This window comes from Pseudomonas alcaligenes (genome assembly GCF_041729615.1).
Taxonomy (GTDB): domain Bacteria; phylum Pseudomonadota; class Gammaproteobacteria; order Pseudomonadales; family Pseudomonadaceae; genus Aquipseudomonas; species Aquipseudomonas alcaligenes_B.
In genome coordinates this window covers 3,987,247-4,009,336 of record NZ_CP154874.1, presented here as the reverse complement: position 1 = coordinate 4,009,336, position 22,090 = coordinate 3,987,247, and the positions used below count along the sequence as shown (strand labels likewise).

Annotated in this window: 18 protein-coding genes and 2 tRNA genes; 3 read left to right on the top strand and 17 right to left on the bottom strand. The window is 66.5% G+C overall.

The genetic code is table 11. The annotated features are described in order from the left end of the window. Nucleotides 1-3: 3 nt before the first annotated feature. The 9 genes from AAG092_RS19430 to AAG092_RS19390 all read right to left on the bottom strand — a co-directional run bounded on the left by AAG092_RS19430 (nt 4) and on the right by AAG092_RS19390 (nt 11,508). Nucleotides 4-1,083 (bottom strand): WD40/YVTN/BNR-like repeat-containing protein, encoded by a 1,080-nt coding sequence (locus tag AAG092_RS19430; RefSeq protein WP_373387958.1) that lies wholly within the window; start codon nt 1,081-1,083, stop codon nt 4-6. A gap of 187 nt (nt 1,084-1,270) precedes the next feature. Continuing rightward, on the bottom strand, nt 1,271-2,641 hold the full coding sequence (locus tag AAG092_RS19425; protein ID WP_373387957.1) for a DUF1329 domain-containing protein: 1,371 nt from the start codon (nt 2,639-2,641) through the stop codon (nt 1,271-1,273). A 58-nt stretch (nt 2,642-2,699) separates the two neighbouring features. Continuing rightward, nucleotides 2,700-4,634 carry a DUF1302 domain-containing protein gene (locus AAG092_RS19420; protein ID WP_373387956.1) on the bottom strand — a complete coding sequence of 645 codons (1,935 nt, stop codon included), beginning with the start codon at nt 4,632-4,634 and terminating at the stop codon, nt 2,700-2,702. A gap of 340 nt (nt 4,635-4,974) precedes the next feature. Further along, complete coding sequence (pepN, locus tag AAG092_RS19415) at nt 4,975-7,632, bottom strand: aminopeptidase N (RefSeq protein ID WP_373387955.1); 2,658 nt, start codon at nt 7,630-7,632, stop codon at nt 4,975-4,977. A gap of 13 nt (nt 7,633-7,645) precedes the next feature. Continuing rightward, nucleotides 7,646-8,476, bottom strand: coding sequence for a DUF2797 domain-containing protein (locus tag AAG092_RS19410; protein ID WP_373389626.1), 831 nt, complete (start codon nt 8,474-8,476; stop codon nt 7,646-7,648). Nucleotides 8,477-8,484: 8 nt separating this feature from the next. Next, nucleotides 8,485-8,748, bottom strand: a complete 264-nt coding sequence (locus tag AAG092_RS19405) for a YeaC family protein (RefSeq protein ID WP_373387954.1) — start codon at nt 8,746-8,748, stop codon at nt 8,485-8,487. Between the two features lie 39 nt (nt 8,749-8,787). Next, nucleotides 8,788-9,648 (bottom strand): rhomboid family intramembrane serine protease, encoded by an 861-nt coding sequence (locus AAG092_RS19400; protein ID WP_373387953.1) that lies wholly within the window; start codon nt 9,646-9,648, stop codon nt 8,788-8,790. After that, entirely contained in the window at nt 9,645-10,616 is a 972-nt protein-coding gene (locus AAG092_RS19395) for a metallophosphoesterase (RefSeq protein WP_373389625.1), read from the bottom strand. The genes AAG092_RS19400 and AAG092_RS19395 overlap by 4 nt, the downstream gene beginning before the upstream one ends. A 4-nt stretch (nt 10,617-10,620) precedes the next feature. After that, nucleotides 10,621-11,508, bottom strand: a complete 888-nt coding sequence (locus AAG092_RS19390) for an NAD(+) kinase (protein ID WP_110682043.1) — start codon at nt 11,506-11,508, stop codon at nt 10,621-10,623. An 84-nt stretch (nt 11,509-11,592) separates the two neighbouring features. On the opposite strand from AAG092_RS19390, the gene AAG092_RS19385 reads away from it, so the two are divergent. Further along, nucleotides 11,593-12,543 carry a DUF1853 family protein gene (locus AAG092_RS19385; RefSeq protein WP_373387952.1) on the top strand — a complete coding sequence of 317 codons (951 nt, stop codon included), beginning with the start codon at nt 11,593-11,595 and terminating at the stop codon, nt 12,541-12,543. On the opposite strand, the gene AAG092_RS19380 is transcribed toward AAG092_RS19385, so the two are convergent. The 5 genes from AAG092_RS19380 to AAG092_RS19360 all read right to left on the bottom strand — a co-directional run bounded on the left by AAG092_RS19380 (nt 12,540) and on the right by AAG092_RS19360 (nt 18,734). Beyond that, on the bottom strand, nt 12,540-13,649 hold the full coding sequence (locus AAG092_RS19380; protein ID WP_110682045.1) for a cyclic nucleotide-binding domain-containing protein: 1,110 nt from the start codon (nt 13,647-13,649) through the stop codon (nt 12,540-12,542). The two genes, AAG092_RS19385 and AAG092_RS19380, sit on opposite strands and share 4 nt — an antisense overlap. 38 nt (nt 13,650-13,687) lie before the next feature. After that, nucleotides 13,688-14,632 carry a 1-aminocyclopropane-1-carboxylate deaminase/D-cysteine desulfhydrase gene (locus AAG092_RS19375; RefSeq protein ID WP_373387951.1) on the bottom strand — a complete coding sequence of 315 codons (945 nt, stop codon included), beginning with the start codon at nt 14,630-14,632 and terminating at the stop codon, nt 13,688-13,690. Then, entirely contained in the window at nt 14,632-15,996 is a 1,365-nt protein-coding gene (locus AAG092_RS19370) for a chromosome partitioning protein ParA (protein WP_373387950.1), read from the bottom strand. The genes AAG092_RS19375 and AAG092_RS19370 overlap by 1 nt, the downstream gene beginning before the upstream one ends. 208 nt (nt 15,997-16,204) lie before the next feature. Further along, nucleotides 16,205-16,636: a nuclear transport factor 2 family protein gene (locus tag AAG092_RS19365; RefSeq protein ID WP_373387949.1), complete on the bottom strand. Its 432-nt coding sequence runs from the start codon at nt 16,634-16,636 to the stop codon at nt 16,205-16,207. Nucleotides 16,637-16,700: 64 nt separating this feature from the next. Continuing rightward, the gene (locus tag AAG092_RS19360) at nt 16,701-18,734 is read right to left on the bottom strand and encodes an FAD-dependent oxidoreductase (RefSeq protein ID WP_373387948.1); all 2,034 of its coding nucleotides are present in this window, start codon (nt 18,732-18,734) and stop codon (nt 16,701-16,703) included. 202 nt (nt 18,735-18,936) lie between these two features. On the opposite strand from AAG092_RS19360, the gene AAG092_RS19355 reads away from it, so the two are divergent. Continuing rightward, the gene (locus AAG092_RS19355; RefSeq protein ID WP_373387947.1) at nt 18,937-20,001 is read left to right on the top strand and encodes a carbon-nitrogen hydrolase family protein; all 1,065 of its coding nucleotides are present in this window, start codon (nt 18,937-18,939) and stop codon (nt 19,999-20,001) included. 1 nt (nt 20,002) lies between these two features. Then, nucleotides 20,003-21,043, top strand: coding sequence for an AraC family transcriptional regulator (locus tag AAG092_RS19350; protein ID WP_373387946.1), 1,041 nt, complete (start codon nt 20,003-20,005; stop codon nt 21,041-21,043). A 242-nt stretch (nt 21,044-21,285) separates the two neighbouring features. Here AAG092_RS19350 and AAG092_RS19345 read toward each other — a convergent pair. From AAG092_RS19345 to AAG092_RS19335, 3 genes are all read right to left on the bottom strand, one after another. Then, a tRNA-Asp gene (locus AAG092_RS19345) sits at nt 21,286-21,362 on the bottom strand. A gap of 19 nt (nt 21,363-21,381) precedes the next feature. After that, nucleotides 21,382-21,457 (bottom strand) — tRNA-Val (locus tag AAG092_RS19340). A 133-nt stretch (nt 21,458-21,590) separates the two neighbouring features. Then, nucleotides 21,591-22,088 carry a type II secretion system protein M gene (locus AAG092_RS19335; protein WP_373387945.1) on the bottom strand — a complete coding sequence of 166 codons (498 nt, stop codon included), beginning with the start codon at nt 22,086-22,088 and terminating at the stop codon, nt 21,591-21,593. Between the last annotated feature and the right edge of the window lie 2 nt (nt 22,089-22,090).

Sequence of the window (22,090 nt, the reverse complement as noted above, 5' to 3'; positions counted from 1 at the left end):
GGCTTATTGTTTTTGGCCTGGCTCGGCGCCAGTCGGAGTAGCGATCTGTACGCCGCCCTGCCCCACCAGGACCAGGTTGCCGGCTGCATCGGCAGCAGCCGAGGCCAGCGAGGCGCGATCGGCCCGGTTGATCACGGTGAAGGTGCGGCCGGAATCCTTGCTGGTCAGCACGCTGCCGCCGTGGCCGACGATGACCACGTCGCCATTCTTCAGCAGGCTGCCGCCGGCCAGGCCGAACTCCAGCGGACCACTCTCGGAGAGCAGCTGAACCTGTTGCCAGGTGGCGCCGAAATCGGTGGAGCGATAGAGATTGCCGCGCAGACCGAAAGCCAGCAGGGTGTTGCTGCTGGCAGTGCCGAGGGCACCGAACAGGGTACCCTCATAGGGGCCCTGGACCCTCTCCCAGGTCTGTCCCCAATCGGCGGAGCGGAACATGCTGCCCGCCTCGCCGACGACGAACAGGCCGGCATCCTTGACCTCGGCGATGCCGTTGAGGTGATAGCCGTCCTCGTTGTCCAGGCGGTCGCTGACGTCGGTCCAGGTCTTGCCACCGTCGCTGGTTTCCAACAGCGCGCCATAGGCACCTACGGCATAGCCGGTGCTGGTATCGCGGAACCAGATGTCGAGCAGGGGAGCTTCGCGTTCGAGGTCCTCGAACTGCAGCTTCCAGTTGGCGCCGCCGTCTTCGCTGACAAGAATCTGCGAATCATGGCCGACGGCCCAGCCGTGCTTGTCATCGACGAAGTACAGGGCAGTCAGCAGCTGGCGGGTCGGCACGCGGGCCTGAACCCAGTTCTTGCCGGCATCTTCCGAGAACAGGATGTGACCGCGATCACCCACGGCGACCAGACGCTTGCCGGCATGAGCGACATCCAGCAACAGGCTGGACACGGCCTTGGGCGACTCGATGGAAAGGACATTGGCGGATTCCGCAGCCTGTACAGGCATGGGTGCGGCAAAAGCCAGAATGGAACAGACGCCGAGCAGGGACAGCGCCTTCGCCAGCGGCGAGTATTGACGGGCCGGGGCCTGCATGGAATTCAGGCAACCGGAGCGGGTGCGCCGCATGACGGGCTCACGCATAAACTTCCCCCTTTATTCTTATAAGTGGGTACATGCCTTATGGCAGGCGGCTCATGCTATACGGCTTTGGAAAAAACTGACAATCGGCGTGACGTTATGTTTTGTTAAGCGTCGGTTACCCAGACTTTCGTCTCCGCAGAATGCACAAGGCCGCCTCTGGCAGCGGCCTTGTGTCCTGGCGTGACGCTCAGCGGGTACCGCGGCGGCGCAGGGCGGACGGCGTGAAGTAGCTGTCCTCCGGAATCGCCTTGGTAAAGTTCACCGTGGCCGGTTCCTCGCTGTCCAGGTTCTGCACGTGGTAGCGGCGACTCTGCAGGTCATGGAAAGCCTCCATGGCCGACCAGGTGGTGGGCAGGTCGTAGTAGTTCTTCAGGTAGGCGACGGACACCCGCCACAGCTCGCCGCGGGTGTCGTACTGGTCCACCACGGCAGCCTGCCAGCTGTCCTCGTCGAGAAACAGGGTGCGCTTGCCATATATGTGACGCGCCCCCGGCTTGAGCGTGCCCTCCACCACCCAGACGCGGTGCAGTTCGTTGCGGGTCAGCGCCGGGTTGACGTGGCCAACCTGCAGCACATCCTCGTACTTCACCCCGGCTGCGGCGATACGGTAGTTGTTGTAGGGGATATACAGCTCCTTCTTACCCAGCAGCTTCCACTCGTAGCGGTCGGGCGCACCGTTGAACATGTCGGTATCGTCGGCGGTACGCAAACCTTCGGAAGCGGCGATCGGCGTGTCGTAGGCCAGGTTCGGCGCACGCCGCACGCGACGTTGCCCGGCCGCATAGGCCCAGGCCTGGCGCGGCTCCTTCACCTGATCCAGAGTCTCGTGTACCAGTGCCGCACCACCAGCCAGACGCGCCGGGCTCTTGGTGAAGTTCAGGTAGTAGAACAGGATGTTGTTGAGGTCGGCATAGCTGCCAGCGGGGTCGTAGTAACGAAACAGCGCCTCGGCCTCGGAAATTACCGGCGAGAAAGCGCCATTGCGCTGCACCGCCACCTCGGCGGAGCGGCGGGTGATATAGGTACCGCGGTAGCGCACGATGTGGTTCCACAGTGCCTCCACGCCGCTCTGCGGAATCGGGAACGGAATGCCACCGTAGGCGTCGGCGAAGCCATTGCCGCCCTCGACCAGCTTGGCGCTGGTGGCGTTCCTGATGCTGTTGTCATACACCCACTGCGGTGCCGAGCCGGAGCGACGGCTCTGATAGACCGGCATCTGGAAGCTGTCCGGGTAGGCGTTGAACAGGGCGATCTGCCCTGCGCTCAGCTTGTCCTTGTACTGTTCCAGGTTGGCCTTGGTGATGGTGAACAGCGGCTTCTCGTCCGGGAAGGGATCGACATGGTGCTGGCCGCCACCCTTGAATCCAGCCGGTGCCTGGGTGATGCCACCGCTCCAGGCCGGGATGCTGCCATCGGCATTGCCGGCCTTCTCCGCGCCGAATGGGGTCAGCGTGGCGCCCAACTTGGCCGCCTCCTGCGGCGAGACAGCGGCCAGCGCGCTGCCGGCGGAAAGCGCGAGGGCGACTGCGGCGCCCATCAGCGAGTGTTTCATCAGCATGGTGATTCTCCGTACTAGCGAGCCGGGCGGCCTGGCCGCCCGGCCCTGGGATTCGTGTTCAGAAGGAGTACTTGAGGTTGACGCCGAGGTTGTCGCGATCGCGGCCGCTGTTGTTCTGGCCCGCCCCGTAGTACTCGGTGTACTGCACCTCGGTCTCCAGATTGTTCAGGTAGCTGGCGCGCAGGCCGATCGAATAGGCCATGGCGCCCTCGACGAAGTTGCCGGTCTGGTGCGAGTTGCCCTGGAAGTTGTGCTTGAACACGGCGAAGGGCGACAGGTTGACCCCGGCATAGACGTCGTTCCAGGTGCCGGACAGGGCCAGGGTGTAGCCGTAGGAGTCGCGGTCTATCTGGTCTTCGTCGTCGTAGCCGGACACATAGGCGCCATTGGGACGACCGGCGAAGCCTCGTTCGCTGCCGTCGAAGGCGGTGTAGCTCAGGTCACTGCCGCGCAGATGCTCGGATGCCAGCTCGGCCACGCCGAACAGCGAATCGAAACTGGCCACCGGACCGAAGTTGTAGATGGTGCCGATGGAGAAGTTGAACGATTCCACCCGCTCGTAGTTGTGGAAGATCGAGGCACGGCACAGCTGCTTGCCGGAGATGTCGGCGCAGGCCTGGTCACCGGGCACGCCGGCATCGTAGATGTCGGTGAGACCGAAGAAGCCCTGCCCCAGGAGGTCGCCGAGCAGATCGTTGGTGGCACTGATACCCACCGGCAGGTTGGGACGATAGGCCAGCTCGCCGAACACCGAAGCCTCGCCGATCGTGGTGTTGAAGCTGACCCCGAACACGCGGATATCCTCCACATACTCGCGGCGGCCAATGGCATTGCCAGCGGCATCCAGGGTGGCCAAACCGGGCTCGGCGGCATCGGGGACAGCTGCCCAGAGCGGGTCGGTGAAGTCCACCCCCTGGTAGTCGCCCATGTCCACCGCGATCTGCGGCTCCTTGGCGTGGTAGTTGATGTAGTAGAAGCCGAACTCGGTGAGATTCAGCTCCTCGGCGACATAACGCAGGGCGAAGCCGTACTGGCCATCGTTCTTGGCATTGATGTCGCGGCCGACGTTAGCCACCTTGAACACATTCTGCTGCGGGTCGAGGTAGGCGTTGGGGCCATATGGGCCGTTGCCGACCAGGCCGAAGCTGGCGGCCAGCGGATAGGCAGCCAGCAACTGGCTGACCAGCGGATCGTCGAAACGGGTATAGGCGGTGTTGCCGCCATCGGCGAACAGGTCGGTCTCGGAGAAGAAGGTGCCGGCCGGGTCGATGGCCGTCTCCTTCCAGTTCCACTGGTAGAAACCCTCCAGCGACAGGTTGTCGGTCAGGCCGACGTTGAAGTTGAAGGCCTCCACCGGCACCAGCACTTCCTTGAGCTCGGCCCCTGGCAGGCGGAACTTGGCGGCATCGAGCGGGTTGGTGGTGTTGATGCCGCCGCGATAGAAGATGCCCTCGCCCCAGTTGAACACCTGGCGACCAACCTTCACGGTCAGCGGCATGCTGCCGACATCCCAGTTGCCATAGACATAGGCGTCGAGAATCTCGGCGTTACGCCCGGCGCTGTCACGGGTCTCATCGGTGAAGTAGCTGTTGTTCGGGTAGCTCTGGCTTGGCCGGAAGTCATCGTTGTCGTTGCGCTTGTCCATGATCTGGGTGTCATAGAAGGCGGTGCCGCGCACGAACATCCCATAGTTCTGGTAGTTGGCCTCCAGATCGGAGGTGACCTTGAACACCTCGGAGACCAGACCGGTATCGAAGTTGCGGTTACCGTCGTTGCCGTTGGTGTCGTCATTGGTCTTGTCCCGCCCCTGCACCCGGTACAGCTGGCCATAGGACAGGGTGGTATCCAGCGAGCCAGTCACCTCGCCCCCGACGAAGCTGAACTCGACGGCTCCAGCAGGTGCGACCGACAGCAACGGCAGAAGCCCGGCAAGGGCAAAACCCGCCTTGGCGGGGGCGAGACACAGGGGCGACTTGCGCAAGGGGATGGCCATCGACGACTCCATGGATCGATTGTTCTTGTTATGTCCGACTCGCCGGTTGCATCCGGCTCACGGCCGGGCGGGTCTATTCAAGATCGATACCAAGAAGGCGGAATGTTCCGAGGATTTGCCGATATAGGTACGACAGTCCCAAAAATGGCCAATGTCGCCTGAAGATGTCCCAATTTGTCTGCCTGCTGGCGCGCTTCAGCCTTGTGAAAACGGCCTGCAAAATAAGGCCAAAGCCTCTGCCACGGGGCTTTGGCCGCCAGCGAAAAACTGATCAGGCAGAAAGGAAACAGGGAGTAACAGCAGGCGTTACCGAGCGCTTGCTTGGTAACGCCTGCCGGGTTCAGGCCAGACTCTTGCTGACCACCTCGAACACGTCGCTGGACAGCTCGCCGCTGGCCAGGATGCGTTCCAGCTCGCCGCGCATCAGCGCCTGGCGTGAAGCGTCGTACTTGCGCCAGCGGGTCAGCGGGCCGAGCTGGCGCGAAGCAATCTGCGGGTTGGTGGCGTTGAGGCTGATCACCTGGTCGGCCAGGAAGCGATAGCCACTGCCGTCGGCCGCATGGAAGTTGACCAGGTTCTGCCCGGCGAAGGCGCCGATCAGTGCGCGCACCTTGTTCGGGTTCTTCATCGTGAAGGCCGGGTGCTGCATCAGCGCCTGCACGCGGGCCAGACCGCCCGGCAGGGTGCAGGCGGCCTGCACGCTGAACCACTGATCCATGACCAGCGCATTGTCCTTGAAGTGCTCGGCGAAGGCCTTGAGCGCCTCGGCCTTCTCCGTCTCGAAGGGCGAGTTGACCAGCACGGCCAGCGCGGCCAGACGCTCGGTCATGTTATCGCACACCTCGTACTGCTCCAGGGTGGCGGCGAGCACCTCCGGCTTGCCGGTGAGCATCAGGTAGGACAGCGCGATGTTCTGCAGGCTGCGGCGGGCGAAGTGGGCCGACTCGGCCACATAGGGCGTATTGCGCGACAGCTCGCGGTTGGCCTGGTAGCGCGCCCACAGCGGCTCGAACAGCGCCTCGGCCAGCTGCTGGCGGGCGAACTCGCGGGCGGCGTGGATGGCGTCGACATCGGCCACATCACTGATCTCGGTCAGGTAGCCCTCGCCCGGCAGCGACAGCATCTCGGCGACCATGGCCTGATCCAGGCTGTCGTTCTCCAGCACACTGCGCAGGGCGGTGACCAGGCGTTGATCGAGGACCAGCGGCTCGCCGCGCTGATGCTGGCCGATCAGCTCCTGCAGCACCTGCACGGCCAGCTGCTGGCCGGCCTCCCAGCGATTAAACCCATCACTATCGTGCTGCATAAGGAACATCAGCTGGTCGCGGCTGTAGGGGAAGCTCAGCTTGACCGGCGCGCTGAAGCCGCGCAGCAGCGAGGGCAGCGGCTTCTCGGCGATGTTGACGAAGGTGAAGGCCTGCTCGGCCTGGGTCACCTGCAGCACGCGGGAGCGACCGACCGGCTTGTCCTCGCCGACCAGCTGCAGCGGCAGTTCGCGGCCCTGGGCGTCGAGCAGGGCCAGTTCCAGCGGGATGACGAAGGGCAGCTTCTCGGCCTGGCCCGGGGTGGCCGGGCAGCTCTGGCGCAGCTGCAGGCGGTAGGTGTTGGCCGCCGCGTCGTAGCTCTCGCTGACCTCCAGGCGCGGCGTGCCGGCCTGGCTGTACCAGCGCTTGAACTGGGTCAGGTCGATGCCGCTGGCATCTTCCATGGCCTTGATGAAGTCATCGCAGGTCACGGCCTGGCCGTCGTGGCGGGCGAAGTACAGGTCCGAGCCCTTGCGGAACAGCTGCGGCCCGAGCAGGGTGTGGATCATGCGCAGCACTTCCGAGCCCTTCTCGTAGACGGTCAGGGTGTAGAAGTTGGAGATCTCCATGAAGCTGTCCGGGCGCACCGGGTGGGCCATGGGGCCGGCATCCTCGGCGAACTGGTGGGCACGCAGGTAGGCCACGTCCTCGATGCGCTTGACCGTGCGCGAATTCATGTCGGCACTGAACTCGGCGTCGCGGAACACGGTGAAGCCTTCTTTCAGCGACAGCTGGAACCAGTCGCGGCAGGTCACCCGGTTGCCCGACCAGTTGTGGAAGTACTCGTGGGCCACCACCGCCTCGACGCGCTGGTGCGCGGCGTCGGTGGCGGTCTCGGCCTTGGCCAGCACGCAGCTGGAGTTGAAGATGTTGAGGCCCTTGTTCTCCATGGCGCCCATGTTGAAGTCGTTGACCGCGACGATCATGAAGATGTCCAGGTCGTACTCGCGCCCGTACACCTCCTCGTCCCACTTCATCGACTTCTTCAGGCTGTCCATAGCGTGCTGCACCTTGTCGATGTTCTCCGGCTCGACGTAGATGCGCAGGGTGACTTCGCGCTCGCTCATGGTGGTGAAGCGGTCTTCCACGCACCAGAGGTCGCCGGCGACCAGGGCGAACAGGTAGGCCGGTTTCTTGAACGGGTCCTCCCAGGTCGCCCAATGGCGACCACCCTCCTCGCTGCCGCTGGCAACCGGGTTGCCGTTGGACAGCAGCACCGGATAGCGATGCTGCTCGGCGCTGAGTGTGGTGGTGAAGGTGCTCATCACGTCCGGGCGGTCGAGGTAGTAGGTGATCTTGCGGAAGCCCTCGGCCTCGCACTGGGTGCAGAACATGCCGCTGGACTTGTACAGGCCTTCCAGCGCGGTGTTGCTTTCCGGGTGGATGCGCACGCTGCTGTCGATGACGAACCGTTCCTGCGTCGGCTGCAGGGTCAGGTGACTGTCGGTCAGCTGGTAGTCGGCAGCACCGAGCACGCGGTCGTCCAGCTTCAGCTCCAGCAGCTCCAGCTGCTGGCCGTCCAGCACCAGCGCCGGAAGGCCGGCGCCGGCCTCGGGGTTACGGCGCATCACCAGCTGGGCGTGCACCAGGGTGTGGTCCTCGAACAGCTCGAAGGTCAGGTGGGTCTCGTCGATCAGATAGTCGGGAACCTGGTAGTCCTTGAGGTAGATCATCTTCGGCTGTTCGGTACGCATGGCTTGTGGCCTCTTATTCGGTGAGTACGGCGACCTGGTAGGCCGTGTATTTGCGCAGGTTGATCACGCCGGTGTCGAGGATCAGGTACTGGCCCTTGATGCCCCGGAGGATGCCCTCCACCACCGGCGTCTTCTCGAGGTCGTGGCTGGCCACCTTGGTCGGGTAGGCCTGCACCGGGTAACGGATTTCCAGCACTTCGGCATCGCCGACCGGCTGGATCGCCTGCAGGCCGAAGCGCTGCTGCAACGCAGCAATGCCCTCGGCGCAGCTTTCCAGCAGCTGGTCGCGGATGGCCGGCAAATCGAGCGGTACGGCATCGCCCTTGAGCAGCGCACGCCAGTTGGTCTTGTCCGCCACCTGGGTGCGCAGCAGGTCTTCGACGAAGCCGGACTGCTGGCGGGTGGCGACACGGAAGATCGGCAGTGCCTGGCTGGCGCCCTGGTCCAGCCAGCGGGTGGGAATCTGGCTGGCGCGAGTGATGCCGACCTTGATTCCCGAGGAGTTGGCCAGGTACACCACATGATCGGTCATGCAGAACTGCTCGCCCCACTCCGGCTCGCGGCAGGTGCCGGCGTCGTAGTGGCAGCGCTCCGGGCTCATGATGCAGCTGTCGCATTGCGCCAGCTTGGTGAAGCAGGGGTAGCAGTAGCCCTGGGCGAAGCTCTTCTTGGTCTTGCGCCCGCAGTGGCTGCAGTGGATGGCGCCGAGGAACTCCAGGCGCACACGCTTGCCCAGCAGCGGATTGACCGGCACTTCGGTCTCGTCCAGGCGAAAGGCGTATTGCGCCGTCTCACCCAGGCGCACGGCCATCTTGCTCAGGCTACCGCGGCCGAGCTCGTTCATCGCGCTCATCAGTGCAGGGTGTCGTTGGACTTGAACAGGATGTTGGGAATCGGCTCGGCATGGGACTGGCACTCCTGCGGGCCCATGTAGCCGGTGCGCTCTTCCTCGGGCAGGTTCTGGACTTCCCAGGCGATCATGGCCTGCAGCGACAGCTCCTTCTGCTCCTGGGTGAGCTTGCGGCCGTCCGGCCACTTGCCGATTTCCACCGCCAGCTTGAGGCTCTGGTAGATCTCGGGGGTGATGTTCTCGATCATTTCGGCAAAGGACGACATCGCGGGCTCCGACACGGAAAGCTAAACAGGGCGCCAAGTTTACCGACGCAGGCGCGCCAGCGCACCGCCGACGAGACCCGCGGCGCAGCCGGCAAGCAGGCCGCCGACATGGGCGGCGTTGGCGATGGAGCCGAAGCCCAGGGTATCGATCACCCCGGTCAGGCACACCAGCAGCCAGATCAGCATCATCGCCAGTACGCCGCGCGGCAATACATAGGCCGGGGTCGGCGCCAGCAGCTGGAAGATCCAGCAGTAGCCGAGCAGGCCGTAGAGCACGCCGGACAAGCCGCCGAACAGCGAGGGGCCGCCGAACCAGAACTGGGCGAAATTGGACAGCAGGCCGAACAGCAGGGTCAGCCCGAGCAGGGCGAAGCCGCCCTGGCGAAACTCGATGCGCCGCCCCAGCTCCCAGTACCACAGCGCATTCATGGCCAGGTGCAGGATGCCGAAATGGATCAGCATGGGCGACACCAGGCGCCACCACTGCCCCGCCTCCAGGCTGGCCAGCCAGGGCTGGAAGTAGAGGTACTGGCCTTCGATGCGAAAGTCCTGAAAGGTCAGCCAGCGCAGGGTGGTGAAATTGTCACCGAGCAGGGTCACGCCGGCCACGACCAGGGTCAGCAGCAGGACCAGGGTGGTCATCCAGCTGGCGCGTAGCTGCGCGGCCAAGCCCGGTCGCGACGGCTGCGCCGGCGTCGGCACCTCTTCCTCGGCGGCCCCCTGCGGATAGCGCAGGTACAGCGCACGCACCTGCTCGGCCAGGGCCTCGGCCGGCACCCAGAGCACCTGGGCACCGCGCTCCTCGCTGACCCGGTGCGGCACCTGCAGGCGCCGCAGCAGGGCGACGAAGCCGCTGAGGTCCTCCTGCAACGGGCGGCGCAGCGCTTCCACCGGGCTCATTGCGGCGCCTCCGGACGCTCCACCTCGACCCAGACGAACTTGTCCGGGTCGATCTGCGTTTCGTCGTCCAGGCGGTAGGCCACCAGCTTGCCGTACATCACCGCGCTGTAGTCCAGGCAGGCCAGGTTGGGGCGGATCGGCGCCGGACGGCCACGGCGCCAGTAATGGCCGACGAACAGCATGGGCTCGTCGGCACCATACTGCAGCAGGCGGCTCTTCTCGCTCGGCCCCAGCGGCAGGCTGGCCACGCTCTCGGGCAGGGCGTCGGGCTGGAACACTACGTCACCGTAGGTCTGCGGGTCGTCTTCCCAGAACTTGGTGCGGAAGTAGCTGCGGGTGAAGCCCTCCTCGCTGGTCAGGGTCAGGCCCTGCGGCAGGCGCAGGTCGGTGCCGCGCAGCAGGCGCTCGAACACCCGGTTGGCGAAGCTGCCGGGCACCGCCGAGGCGGTGACGAAGTCGCGGTCGACCCGACCATCGGCGAAGCGCTGGCGCAGCTGGCCGATCAGCTCGCCATCCCAGCAGGCATGCACCAGGCGGAAGCGCCCGGCGTCGACGAACAGCGGCAGCTGCTGGAACCAGTCGAGGAAGTCGTGCCAGTCCGCCGGATGCTCCTCGAACTGGCGGAAGGTCTGCTGCAGCAGGCGCTCGTGGCGTGGCGTGTGCTCGCGCACATGGCGCCGCTCGCTGTTGGGCGGCGCCTCGGTGTACCAGCCGAGGGCGTTGTACTCGTGGTTGCCCATGATGCACAGGGCCTGGCCGGCCTCGACCATGTCGTGCACCAGGTGCAGGGCCTCGCGGATGCGCGGGCCGCGGTCGATGATGTCGCCGAGGAACAGCGCCATGCGCTGCGGATGGCGCCATACCCCGGCGTGGCGGCTGTAGCCCATCTGCTCGAGCAGACGCTCCAGGCTGCGCCCGCAGCCATGCACGTCGCCGATCAGGTCATAGCTACGCCCGCTGTCCAGCAGCATGTCAGTCGTGGCTCCACTGGCGGCCGCCCCAGCCGAGCTTGGTGCGGCAGGCCTCGTAGTAGTTATGGTCGAGCGGATGGATCAGGCGCAGCTTCTGCGGCTTCTTGGCCACCGTGATGGTGTCGCCGGGCGCACAGGTGAAGTGGTTCTGGCCGTCGCAGGACACCAGCGGGTAGATCGGCAGGTCGTCGGCCACCACGATCTTCAGCTCGCTGTTGCCGTCGACCACTATGGGCCGGCTGGACAGGGTGTGCGGGTACATCGGCACTATGACCATGGCATCCAGCTTGGGGTGCATGATCGGCCCGCCGGCGGACAGCGAGTAGGCGGTGGAGCCGGTGGGCGTGGCGATGATCAGGCCGTCGGCCTTCTGGCTGCAGACGAAGTGGCCATCGATGAACAGCTCGAACTCGATCATCTTGGTCGACTTGCCCGGGTGCAGCACCACGTCGTTGAGTGCATCGCCCTGGCCGATGGCCTCACCATGGCGGCGCACCTCGGCCTCCAGCAGGAAGCGGCTTTCCTCGAGGAAGCGCCCCTCCAGCACTTCGGCGACCTTGACCTCCAGCTCGTCCGGCTTGATGTCGGTGAGAAAGCCTAGGCTGCCACGGTTGATGCCCAGCACCGGGATCTTGTGGCGGGCCAGGGCACGGGCGGCGCCGAGCATGCTGCCGTCGCCGCCGACCACTATGACCAGGTCGCAGACCTCGCCGAGGATCTTGCGCGAACAGGTCTGTAGGCCGTGGCCGGGCAGCACTTCGGCAATAGTGTCTTCGAGAATCACATGCAGGTGGCGCTCGAGCAGGAAGTTCTTCAGGCGGCGGATGGTATCGAGCACCTGGGCGCTACCCAGGCGGCCGATGATGCCGATATTGCGAAATTGCTCCATGGGGCGCTCTGCAACGGGGAGAATTGCCCGGATTATGGGCGAAAGCCGGAGGCCGCAGCAAACCGCCTGGGCTATGCTCGGCCGATGCGCGCGCTACTCGATGCCCTGCTCGACCAATTGCGCCAGCCCCAGGTCCGCGACCTGGCCTGGACGCTGCTGGCTCCGCCGCTGCTCGATGGCAGCGGGCTACCCCTGCGCCATCCGCTGACCGCCAGCATCTGGCGGCATGAGCCGCAGTGCCTGGCCGACTGGTTGCTGCAGCAGGAACAGGCGCCGGCGGCGCTGCTGGCGTTTCTCGCCGCCGGCTCCAGCCGCCTGGGCCGGCATTACGAGCGGCTCTGGCAGTTCGCCCTGCAGGCGGCGCCGGACGTGCAACTGCTGGCAGCCAACCTGCCGGTGCGCCAGGGTGGCCATACCCTGGGCGAACTAGACCTGCTGCTGCGCGACGCCGAGGGCGTGCACCATCTGGAACTGGCGATCAAGCTGTACCTGGGGCCCGAGCGGGAGGCCGGCGAGGATGCCGAGCACTGGCTGGGCCCCGCCAGCGAGGACCGCCTCGGACTCAAGCTGCGGCATCTGGCGCAGCACCAGCTACCGCTGTCCGCCCACGCAGCGGCGCGCGCAGCCCTGTTCGACCTGAGCGCTGCATCGCCCCAGGCCGCCACCTGGCTGGGCGGCTATCTGTTCTATCCCTGGCCCGAGGGCTGCGCCTCCCCTCGCGGCAGCCACCCGGACCACCTGCGCGGGCATTGGCTGCACCGCCACGCCTGGTCTGCCTGGCGCGAGCAGGCCGGCCCGGGGCGCTGGCAGCCACTGCCCAGGCGCGCCTGGCTGGCGCCGGCACGCGCCGAAGCGGAAAGCGTCTGGAGCCACGAGCAGCTGGATGAGTGGCTGCAGCAACAGGCCGAGGATGCCCCCGCGCAGCTGCTGGTACGACTGGAGCCGGATACCGGGGGCGTCTGGCGGGAAAGCGAGCGGCTTTTCCTGGTCGGCAACCAGTGGCCCCTGCCCTCCGTGCGGGCCAGCGAAGGCTAGTGACTGCGCTCGGTACGCCCGCCGGAGCGAGCCAGGTAGCCCGGACCGCTCTCGCACAGCAGGGCGGCACGATGCACCGCCGGTAGCGCATCCAGGCCATCGCGCAGGGCATAGGCGGAAAAGCCCAGTTGCGACAGCAGGAAGACCGCACTGGCGCTGCGCTTGCCGCTGTCGCAGTAGCACAGGTAGGTCCTGTCCCTGTCCAGCAGACGTACCTTCAGGCGCAGCAGGTGCAACGGCATGTTCAGCGCCTGCTGGGCATGGCCCTGCTCGTATTCGGCCTGCAGACGCACGTCCAGCCACTGGGCGCCGCTCGACAGCAGGCGCGCCGCCTCGCCGAAGGACACCTCGTCGACCACCGGCGCCTTGAGCAAGGCGAAGAAGTCCTGGCGATCCAGGCGCAGCACCACGCCGGGCTCGATCAGGGTGACGGTGGCGTTGCGCGGCTGGTCGGACAGCAGCGCCTCCTCACCGAAGCAGGCGCCCACTTCCAGTTCGGCCAGCACCTGGCGACCGCCGTCGCCTCCCCGAAATACCTCAGCGCGACCACTCTTGAGGAAGTAACAGCAATCACCGCTCTCGCCTTCGACCAGTACCCGGCTGCCGGCCGGCAGATCGATCGGATGCAGACGATCGAGCATGGCGCGCACATTGGCCGGCGGCACCTTGCTGAACAGCGGATTTTCCAGCAAACGTTCCAGCCACTCGACATCCTCGCCGCTGCTACTGAGGTCGAGCAGCAGATCCTGATAAGCCAGGCGCCAGTTGAGCAGGCGCCCGAGCGTGGCGGAATCCAGCGCCAGCACACTGACATCGCTCAGCGCACGCGCCTCGTGCAGGCGCGGCAGGCTCGGCGACAGTGGATGACAGCTGGCTTCGCTGCCGGCCTGCAGGTGCTGCTCACGGCCCTCGGCATCGCGCAGCAGCAGCTCGCCGGACAGCAGATAGTAGGTAGTCCGAGCCTGATCGCCCTGGCGGAACAGCAACTGGCCGGCCAGCAGCGGCTGCGGCACCAGTTGGGGACGCAGCTCGCGCCACTGCTGCTCGGAGAGCACGTTGAGCGGGGTGAAGCTGCGCAGCTGTTCGGGGTTCAGCGGCTCGGTCATGAAAACCAGTCCTTCATTGTTCTTCTCGGCGGCACGGCTCAGTCCGCGACCAGTGTCCGCAGGCGCAGGGCCATGGCCCTGAGCCCCTGCAGACCACCGCTGTGGAGGAATAGCAGGCGCGTACCCGCAGCAAAGTAACCGGCCTCCACCTCGGCGCGCAATGCCAGCAACGCCTTGGCGGTGTAGAGCGGTTCCAGCGGCAACCCCATGGCCTCTTCGCCGGCCAGGGTGAAGCGGGCCAGTTCGGCATCCAGGCGGGCGAAACCGCCGCGGCTGGCGTCCAGCAGACGATAGCCGCCGTCCGCCACCCCCGCCTCGCGGAGCATGGCCGGCAGCTGGCTCTCTACCCCGTGCCCCGGCGGTACCGCCATGGCGATATGCACCGGATGAACGCCCCGCTCGCCGAGCACCAGGCCGGCCGCCGTGGTGCCGGTCCCGGCAGCCAGCCACCAGGCGTGGTAGTCGACCCAGCCGATGCTCACCAGCTGCGCCCGCGCCATCTCGACCAGGGCCGCACAGGAACGCGCCGCCGCCAGGCCGCCGCCCCCCTCGTTGACCGGCCATAGCTGCGGATAGCGCGCGCGCCAGGATTGCCAGAACCCTGGCTCGTGGCGCCTCCGATACTCCCCATAGCCCAGCCAGTGCAGGCGCATGCCGAAAGCCTCGAGGTCACGCACCGTCGGCGTGTCCTGCGGCTCGCCACGCACCAGGCCGACCGTGGCGAAGCCAAAGCGGCGGCCGGCCGCGGCCAGGGCATGCAGATGATTGGAATGGGCGCCGCCCAGGCTGATCAGCCCCTCGGCACCGGCCTCGGCGGCAGCCTCGAGGTGCGGCCTGAGCTTGAACCACTTGTTGCCGGACAGCAGGGGATCGAGCAGATCGAGACGCAGCACGGCCAGTTCGACGCCGGCACGCGTCAGCCAGTCGCAGGAAAGCACGTGCAGGGGCGCCGTCGGCGCCCAGTCGGGCAGGCGCAGCGGCACTAGCCGACGGTACGCAGGCGGGCTCCGGCCTTGTGCCGGGCGCAGCAATTGGACTCGCCGACGATGAAGCGGCTGGGCGTTTCCACCCGGTCGATGGGCATGGCACAGCGCTCGCCGGAGGGCAGGCTGGCCTCGCAGGTAGGCTGCTGGTAGTGGGCCAGCCACTGGCGGTACTGCTCCTCGGAGACGAAGCACTTGGCCGCGGCGTAGCTCATGGGATTGAGCTGGTAGCGGGCGATATCCTGCAACGGGATGGTCAGGTGGCCGGCGCCGGGATGGTAGACCACGAACACCACGCCAAGCTTGGCCAGGCGCTCGAGGATCTGCTCGCCGCCCTGACCGGCCAACTCGTCACGCTCGCACCTGAGGCGCTCGAGTTCCTGCTGCAGCTGGGTCTCCTGCTCGGCACGGTAGGCCAGCTCGACGTCGCGAAGCGCCACTTGCTCCCTGAACTCCGCCACGGCAGCGGCAACCCGGGCCTGCAGTTCGGAGTCGAATTGCGCACGCAGGATGTCGGTTTCGGTACGACCGTGCTTCTCCAGGTCCCGCAACTGCCTGGCCAGCTCCTCGCGGGTCTGCTGCATGCTGTCGGCCTGGGCCCCCAGCTGCGCCTTGAGGCTGTTGTTCAACTCTTCCTGTTGACGCAGGGCCTGGTGCAGGTTGTGGATCTCGGTCTGCAAGGCGCGCTGGCGCTCTTCGGCCGCCAGCTTGAGGCGCGCCAGCTCTTCTTCATGCTGCTTGCCCAGAGTGCTGATGCGCAGGCGCTGCTGCTTGATCAGCTGGGCGGTCTTCAGGCGGTGCTCCTGCTCCTTCTGCTCGGCCTGCTTGCCGGCCTCCTCGCGGGCGGGGTCGGGTGCCTGCCACTTGTCCTCGGCGGCGACCTGCAGGCGCTCGGCCAGCACCACCGGCGCATCCTCCTCCACCAGCAGGCCGAGGGAGTTGCGCTTGACCGCATCGCGGATCAGTACCAGGTCGTTCTTGCCGGGGGCCAGGCTGGGGTCCCACAGGTGCATCTGGTGCCAGGACACCGGGCACTGGCTGCGGCAGGCCAGGCGGATCGGCCCGGCGCCGAGGTCGGGGCCGCGCCCGGCGTTGTCGGCCAGGTGGCGCAGCGGCAGGTTCCAGCCCTTGTCGGCCGCGCCACGCTCATCGAAATCCAGGTAGAAGAACACCACGGCGCGCACCAGCAGGCGCGGGTTGATCAGCACGTAGGCCAGGCGCATCTGCTGGTCGGCCAGTTCGGGCAGGTTGACCACGTTGTCGAGCAGGGCCTCGAACTCGGGAAACAGCATCTCCTTGCAGACGCCGCGCTCATTGAAGAACAGCACGGCCTCGACCATCTGCGCTTTGTTCTGCATGCTCATGGATTTCCCTCAGGCCATCAGGATCACGTTCGGCTCGCTGCGGGTTTGCCCCGGGCGGGCGCATAACCTGCGAGGCAGGCGCAATCCCTTGTTTCAGGCAAGTCTAGGGGAAAAAGCAACGCGGGCAATGTGATTGGGTTGGCAGCCACCCTGCCGAAACGGCCTGCCGGACCGGCGGCGGGGTGAAACTGTGATGCGGTTGGGTGAATCAGGCCTTGGCCGCCGCCAGATAGGGCGCCAGACGCCGTCCCATCTCCTCGCCGAGCGCCTGCAGAGCGCTCATCGGCCGCACCATCACCTCGAACTCGACGATCTTGCCGGCCTCGTCGAAGCGGATCATGTCGATACCCTTGAGCTCGCGCTCGCCGACCTTCGCGGAAAACTCCAGCACCACGTTCAGGCCATCGGCGCTGGCCAGTTCACGGTGATAGACGAAGTCCTGGAACACCTGCAGCACGGTATTGAGGATCAGGTTGACCGCCGGCGCGCCCGGATACGGCGTGTGCGCCATGGGCGAGCGGAACACCGCCTGTGGATGCAGCAGTTCGGGCAGCGGGCGCAGGTCCTTGGCGGCGACGAACTGGTGCCAGCGCTGCAGGCTGGCAGCCGCGGCCGGTTGCAATTGAAGATCGGTGGACATCGGCTTCTCCTTATTGTTGTGAGCCTTAAAGCAGACGCCCCGCACTGGGCGGGGCGTCTGTCGATCAGAGTTCGGCGGCGAGGCGCGAGCCCTGGTTGATCGCACGCTTGGCGTCCAGCTCGGCGGCCACGTCGGCGCCGCCGATCAGATGCACGTTCTGCCCGGCGGCGACCAGGTCGTCGTGCAGCTCGCGCAGCGGGTCCTGCCCGGCGCAGACGATCACGGTGTCCACCGGCAGCAGCTGCGGCTCGCCCTCGGCGATGCGGATGTGCAGGCCGGCATCGTCCACCTTGAGGTACTCGACCGAGTTGAGCATCTGCACGTTCTTGTTCTTCAGGCCTGTGCGGTGGATCCAGCCGGTGGTCTTGCCCAGGCCGTCGCCGACCTTGGACTTCTTGCGCTGCAGCAGGAACACCTGGCGTGCCGCCGGATGCACTTCGGCCTTGATCCCGGCGATGCCGCCACGGGCTTCCAGCGCGGTATCGATGCCCCACTCCTTCCAGAAGGCCTCGCGGTTCAGGCTGGTAGCCTCGCCCTGGTGGGTGATGAACTCGGAGACGTCGAAGCCGATACCGCCGGCGCCGATCACCGCGACCTTCTGGCCGACCGGCTTGCGCTGCAGGATGGCGTCCAGGTAGCTGATCACCTTGGCGTGCTCGATGCCCGGGATGGCCGGGGTGCGCGGCACGATGCCGGTGGCCAGGATGATCTCGTCGTAGCCGCCCTTGACCAGGTCGTCGGCCGACACGCGGGTATTCAGGCGCAGGTCGACGCCGGTGGTCTCCAGCTTCTTCTTGAAGTAGCGCAGGGTCTCGTAGAACTCTTCCTTGCCCGGCACGCGCTTGGCCACATTGAACTGACCGCCGATCTCGCCGGCCGCGTCGAACAGGGTCACCTGGTGGCCGCGCTCGGCTGCGACGGTGGCGGCGGACAGGCCGGCCGGGCCGGCACCGACCACGGCGATCTTCTTCACCGTGGTGGTCGGGATGTAGTTCAGCTCGGTCTCGTGGCAGGCGCGCGGGTTGACCAGGCAGCTGGTCAGTTTGCCGCCGAAGGTGTGGTCCAGGCAGGCTTGGTTACAGCCGATGCAGGTGTTGATCTCGTCGGCGCGGCCGGCGGCGGCCTTGTTGACGAACTCGGGGTCGGCGAGGAACGGACGGGCCATGGACACCATGTCGGCATCACCCTCGGCCAGCACCTGCTCGGCCACTTCCGGGGTGTTGATGCGGTTGGTGGTGCACAGCGGGATGCTCACCTCGCCGCGCAGCTTGGCGGTGACCTTGGTGAAGGCGGCGCGCGGCACCTTGGTGGCGATGGTCGGGATGCGCGCCTCGTGCCAGCCGATGCCGGTGTTGATGATGGTGGCGCCGGCCTTCTCGATGGCCTTGGCCAGCATCACGATCTCGTCCCAGGTGCTGCCGCCCTCGACCAGGTCGAGCATGGACAGGCGATAGATGATGATGAAGTTCGGCCCCACGGCCTCGCGCACGCGACGGACGATCTCCACCGGCAGGCGCATGCGGTTCTCGTAGCTGCCGCCCCAGCGGTCGGTACGGTGGTTGGTGTGGGCGACCAGGAACTGGTTGATGAAGTAGCCTTCCGAACCCATGATCTCGACGCCGTCGTACTCGGCCTGCTGGGCCAGCAGCGAGCAGGTGACAAAGTCCTGGATCTGCTTCTCGATGCCCGCCTCGTCCAGCTCCTGGGGCTTGAACGGGTTGATCGGCGCCTGGATGGCGCTCGGCGCCACCGATTTGGGGCTGTAGGCATAGCGGCCGGCATGGAGGATCTGCATGCAGATCTTGCCGTCCGCCTCATGCACCGCACGGGTGACGATCTTGTGCTTCTCGGCTTCTTCCGGGGTGGTCAGTTTGGCTGCGCCGGAATAGACACCGCCCTCCTCGTTCGGGCCGATGCCGCCGGTGACCATCAGGCCGACGCCACCGCGGGCGCGCTCGGCGAAGTAGGCCGCCATGCGCTCGAAACCGCCCGGCTTCTCCTCCAGGCCGGTGTGCATGGAGCCCATCAGGGTACGGTTCTTCAGGGTGGTGAAACCGAGGTCCAGCGGAGCCAGCAGGTTCGGGTAGGCGTTGCTCATGGTCATCTCCACAGCGTCGGGCTTGTCACGGGGCGCCGCGCACTGCTCCGTGCACGGTCGTTGTGCGGCAGACGATAAAGAGCGACCGCCGACCACTCAATGATCGAAATGCACAACTTATTGATCATAAATGACAGCGCGACTAGGCAAGCGCGGCGCCTTGGCCTAGTCTGGCGACCTCACCGGATTCACAGGCCTTCCCATGCTCACCCTGCTCCGCCGCGCCCTCTGGCTGCTCCTGCCACTTGCCCTGCTCGCCTACGTCGCCTGGGCCCAGTGGCGCCCGGATAGCTACATCCTCAGCGACCTGCGTAGCTCGCTGGCCTTCGACCAGGGCCAGGACCGCGGCCGCGGCAACCTGCTGGGCATCCAGCCCGACCTGCAGGGCGCCGATTACCGCAGCCTGCTGCACCTGCACCGCAAACTGTCTGCTCATCTGGATCAGGCCCGCGCGCTGGGCCTGCTCAACCCGAAGACGGTGGTGATACTGCCCGAGCACATCGGCACCTGGCTGGTGGCCGCAGGGGAAAAGCGCGAGGCCTTCGCCGCCCGCGACCTGGCCGAGGCGCGCATCTGGCTGGGTCTCAGCCACCCCCTGGAGCTGGCCCGCGCCACCCTGTTCAGCCAGGGCAAGGCACCACTCAGCGACGCCCTGCTGCGCATGAAGGCCGCGCAGATGGCCGCGGACTACCAGAGCCTGTTCGGCGGCCTGGCCGAGAGCTATGGCGTCACCCTGGTCGCCGGCTCCATCGTGCTGCCCGAGCCCAGTGTGGTGGAGGGCGTGCTGCAGGTCGGCAGCGGCCCGCTGTACAACGTCAGCCTGGTGTTCGGCAGCGACGGCCTGCCACTCGGCCAGCCCCAGCGCAAGGTCCTGCCGCATCGCGACGAAGATGCCTTCACCGCAGTCGCCCCCAGCCAGGCGCTGCAGGTGATCGCCACGCCGGCCGGGCGCCTGGGCACCCTGCTTGGCAGCGACGGCGAGCAGGCGCAGCACTATGCGCACCTCGCCGCGCAACAGGTGGAACTGCTCGCCGTGCCCGCCTTCCTGCCAGGCAACGCCGCGCCTGCGGGCGCAGCCGAGAGCCGCCTGCAGCAGGCGCTGTCCGCCCACCTGACAGAAACGCAGGCACGCGCCGGCATGCTGGTCTTCCTGCGCGGCCAGCTGTGGGACCTGGGCAGCCAGGGACGCAGCATGGCGGTCAGCCCCGGCACCCAGCGCCTGGCCGAGGACGGCCCCGGCGCCCGCCTGCTCAACCTGTGGCTGTGACATGAAGGCCGCGCGCGTCCGCCTGGGCGACCTGTCCGTCGCCTTCGTCCACGGCCTGGCGGCCGCCCTGGCGGACAAGGGGGTGGCCGCCGACGAGCTGCTGCGCCAGTTCCGCCTGGATGCCGCGCGCCTGGCCCTGCCACGCGAGCGCCTGTCGATCCCGCGCTACATGCGCCTGGGCCACAGCGCCATCGCCCTGTGCGGCGACCCGGCGCTGGGCCTGGAGATGGGGCGCCACAGCCGCATCGGCCAGGCCGGCCTGGCAGGCGTCACCGCCGCCCAGGCGCCGACCCTGCGCGAGGCGGCGCGCACGCTGATCCGCCTCGAACCGCTGTACGCACACAACTACCGCGGCCATTCGAGCTTCATTGAAGATGCCGGCGGCGCCTGGCTGAGCTTCTATTCGATCAGTCCGTACAACGACTTCAACCGCTTCGTGGTGGACTCGGTGCTGTCCAGCTGGCACCACCAGCTCGGCGCCCTGCTGGGCGATACGCTGGCGGTGGAGCGGGTGGAGATCGAGTTCCCCGCCCCCGCCTATGCCGAACGTTACGAAGCCTGTTTCGGCTGCCCGGTGGAATTCGCCGCCGGCCACAACCGCCTGCGCCTGGCCAACAACGCCCTGGACCAGCCCCTGTTACAGCACTGCCCGAGCACCTGGCAGCAGCTGCTGGAACTGGCCGAGCGGGAACTGGAACAGCTGACCCGCACCCGCAGCCTGCGCGAGCGCATCATCCACCTGCTGGGACCGATGCTGCACGGTCGCGAGCCGGAGCTGGAGGAAGTGGCGAAAAAACTGCAGCTGCCGAGCTGGACGCTGCGGCGCAAACTGGCGGAGGAAGGCACGCAGTTCCGTACCCTGCTCAACGAAACGCGGCGCGATCTGGCGATGGCCTATATCCGCGACACCGAGCTGGCCTTCGGCGAGATCGCCTACCTGCTCGGCTTCGCCTCCGCGGAGGCCTTCCAGCGCGCCTTCAAGCGCTGGAGCGGGCAGACGCCCGGGGAATTCCGGCGCAGCCAGCGCCTGCAGGCCGGCTAGCCGCGAGCCTCAGAGTTCGGTGGCGTCCTCGGCCGGCTCCAGCGGGTCCTGCTCGATGGCACGGGATTCGAGAAGCTCTTCGACGTAGTCATCCATAGGGTTATCTCCTGTCGTGACGTCATGATTCAAACAAAGACCATGCCAACAGCCTGAAGATTCCCGATGACAGGGTGGTGACAGCGAGTTTTTCCGCCACATGCGAAAAGCCCCCAGCTCTTGCGAGCTGAGGGCTTCTCTTTATATGGCGCAGCGGACGGGACTCGAACCCGCGACCCCCGGCGTGACAGGCCGGTATTCTAACCGACTGAACTACCGCTGCGCGTCGGTCTCGCAAAGATTGGTGGCTGATGACGGGATCGAACCGCCGACCCCCTGCGTGTGATGCAGGTGCTCTCCCAGCTGAGCTAATCAGCCGTTAGCCTTGCGAGGCGCGCAATTTACGCAGAGGTCATAGCTAAGTCAACACCCTGCTTGAATTTTTTCTTCGCGGACGGGTTTTCCAGATGCTCCGCGCGAGTGCCGACGCACTCGCCTGGTGCAGCCGGGCTCAACCGGCACGCAGCAGCAGGCGGCTGCTCACCAGCCCCTTGTCGGCACGTTCCAGACCGGCCTCTTCGACGCGCACGCCCTGCTCCTGCAGGCTCACCAGCCACTGCAGCAGACGGGCGAACTCGACCGGCTGCAGGCTCACCTGCAGGCCACCATCACCCTGGTTGTCCAGACGCTCGACATTCAGCCCCTGGCTGGCGGCACTGGCGGTCACCAACCCCTGCAGCGCGGCAGGCTCGATACTGGCCTGCGGTGCGACCTGCCGTGCCCGCACCTGCGGTGCATGCTCCTGCAGGTAGGCGTGCAGCGTACGCTGCTGCTGCAGGAAGCCGCGTGCCCGCTCCAGGTTCTGGCTGACCGGCCGCCACAGCAGCAGGTACAGCAGCACCAGCAACAGGAAGGCAGCGAGCAGGCCCAGGGCCAGCCGGTCGCGCGGCGGCAGGCCCTGCCAACGCAGCATCAAAGGGTTCTGCGCCAGGCGCGCTTGCCATTGCATGA

Coding starts and splice junctions, on each gene's coding strand:
- AAG092_RS19430 (WP_373387958.1), bottom strand. CDS start 1,083: ATGCGTGAGCCCGTCATGCGGCGCACCCGCTCCGGTTGCCTGAATTCC.
- AAG092_RS19425 (WP_373387957.1), bottom strand. CDS start 2,641: ATGCTGATGAAACACTCGCTGATGGGCGCCGCAGTCGCCCTCGCGCTT.
- AAG092_RS19420 (WP_373387956.1), bottom strand. CDS start 4,634: ATGGCCATCCCCTTGCGCAAGTCGCCCCTGTGTCTCGCCCCCGCCAAG.
- pepN (WP_373387955.1), bottom strand. CDS start 7,632: ATGCGTACCGAACAGCCGAAGATGATCTACCTCAAGGACTACCAGGTT.
- AAG092_RS19410 (WP_373389626.1), bottom strand. CDS start 8,476: ATGAACGAGCTCGGCCGCGGTAGCCTGAGCAAGATGGCCGTGCGCCTG.
- AAG092_RS19405 (WP_373387954.1), bottom strand. CDS start 8,748: ATGTCGTCCTTTGCCGAAATGATCGAGAACATCACCCCCGAGATCTAC.
- AAG092_RS19400 (WP_373387953.1), bottom strand. CDS start 9,648: ATGAGCCCGGTGGAAGCGCTGCGCCGCCCGTTGCAGGAGGACCTCAGC.
- AAG092_RS19390 (WP_110682043.1), bottom strand. CDS start 11,508: ATGGAGCAATTTCGCAATATCGGCATCATCGGCCGCCTGGGTAGCGCC.
- AAG092_RS19385 (WP_373387952.1), top strand. CDS start 11,593: ATGCGCGCGCTACTCGATGCCCTGCTCGACCAATTGCGCCAGCCCCAG.
- AAG092_RS19380 (WP_110682045.1), bottom strand. CDS start 13,649: ATGACCGAGCCGCTGAACCCCGAACAGCTGCGCAGCTTCACCCCGCTC.
- AAG092_RS19370 (WP_373387950.1), bottom strand. CDS start 15,996: ATGAGCATGCAGAACAAAGCGCAGATGGTCGAGGCCGTGCTGTTCTTC.
- AAG092_RS19365 (WP_373387949.1), bottom strand. CDS start 16,636: ATGTCCACCGATCTTCAATTGCAACCGGCCGCGGCTGCCAGCCTGCAG.
- AAG092_RS19360 (WP_373387948.1), bottom strand. CDS start 18,734: ATGAGCAACGCCTACCCGAACCTGCTGGCTCCGCTGGACCTCGGTTTC.
- AAG092_RS19355 (WP_373387947.1), top strand. CDS start 18,937: ATGCTCACCCTGCTCCGCCGCGCCCTCTGGCTGCTCCTGCCACTTGCC.
- AAG092_RS19350 (WP_373387946.1), top strand. CDS start 20,003: ATGAAGGCCGCGCGCGTCCGCCTGGGCGACCTGTCCGTCGCCTTCGTC.
- AAG092_RS19335 (WP_373387945.1), bottom strand. CDS start 22,088: ATGCAATGGCAAGCGCGCCTGGCGCAGAACCCTTTGATGCTGCGTTGG.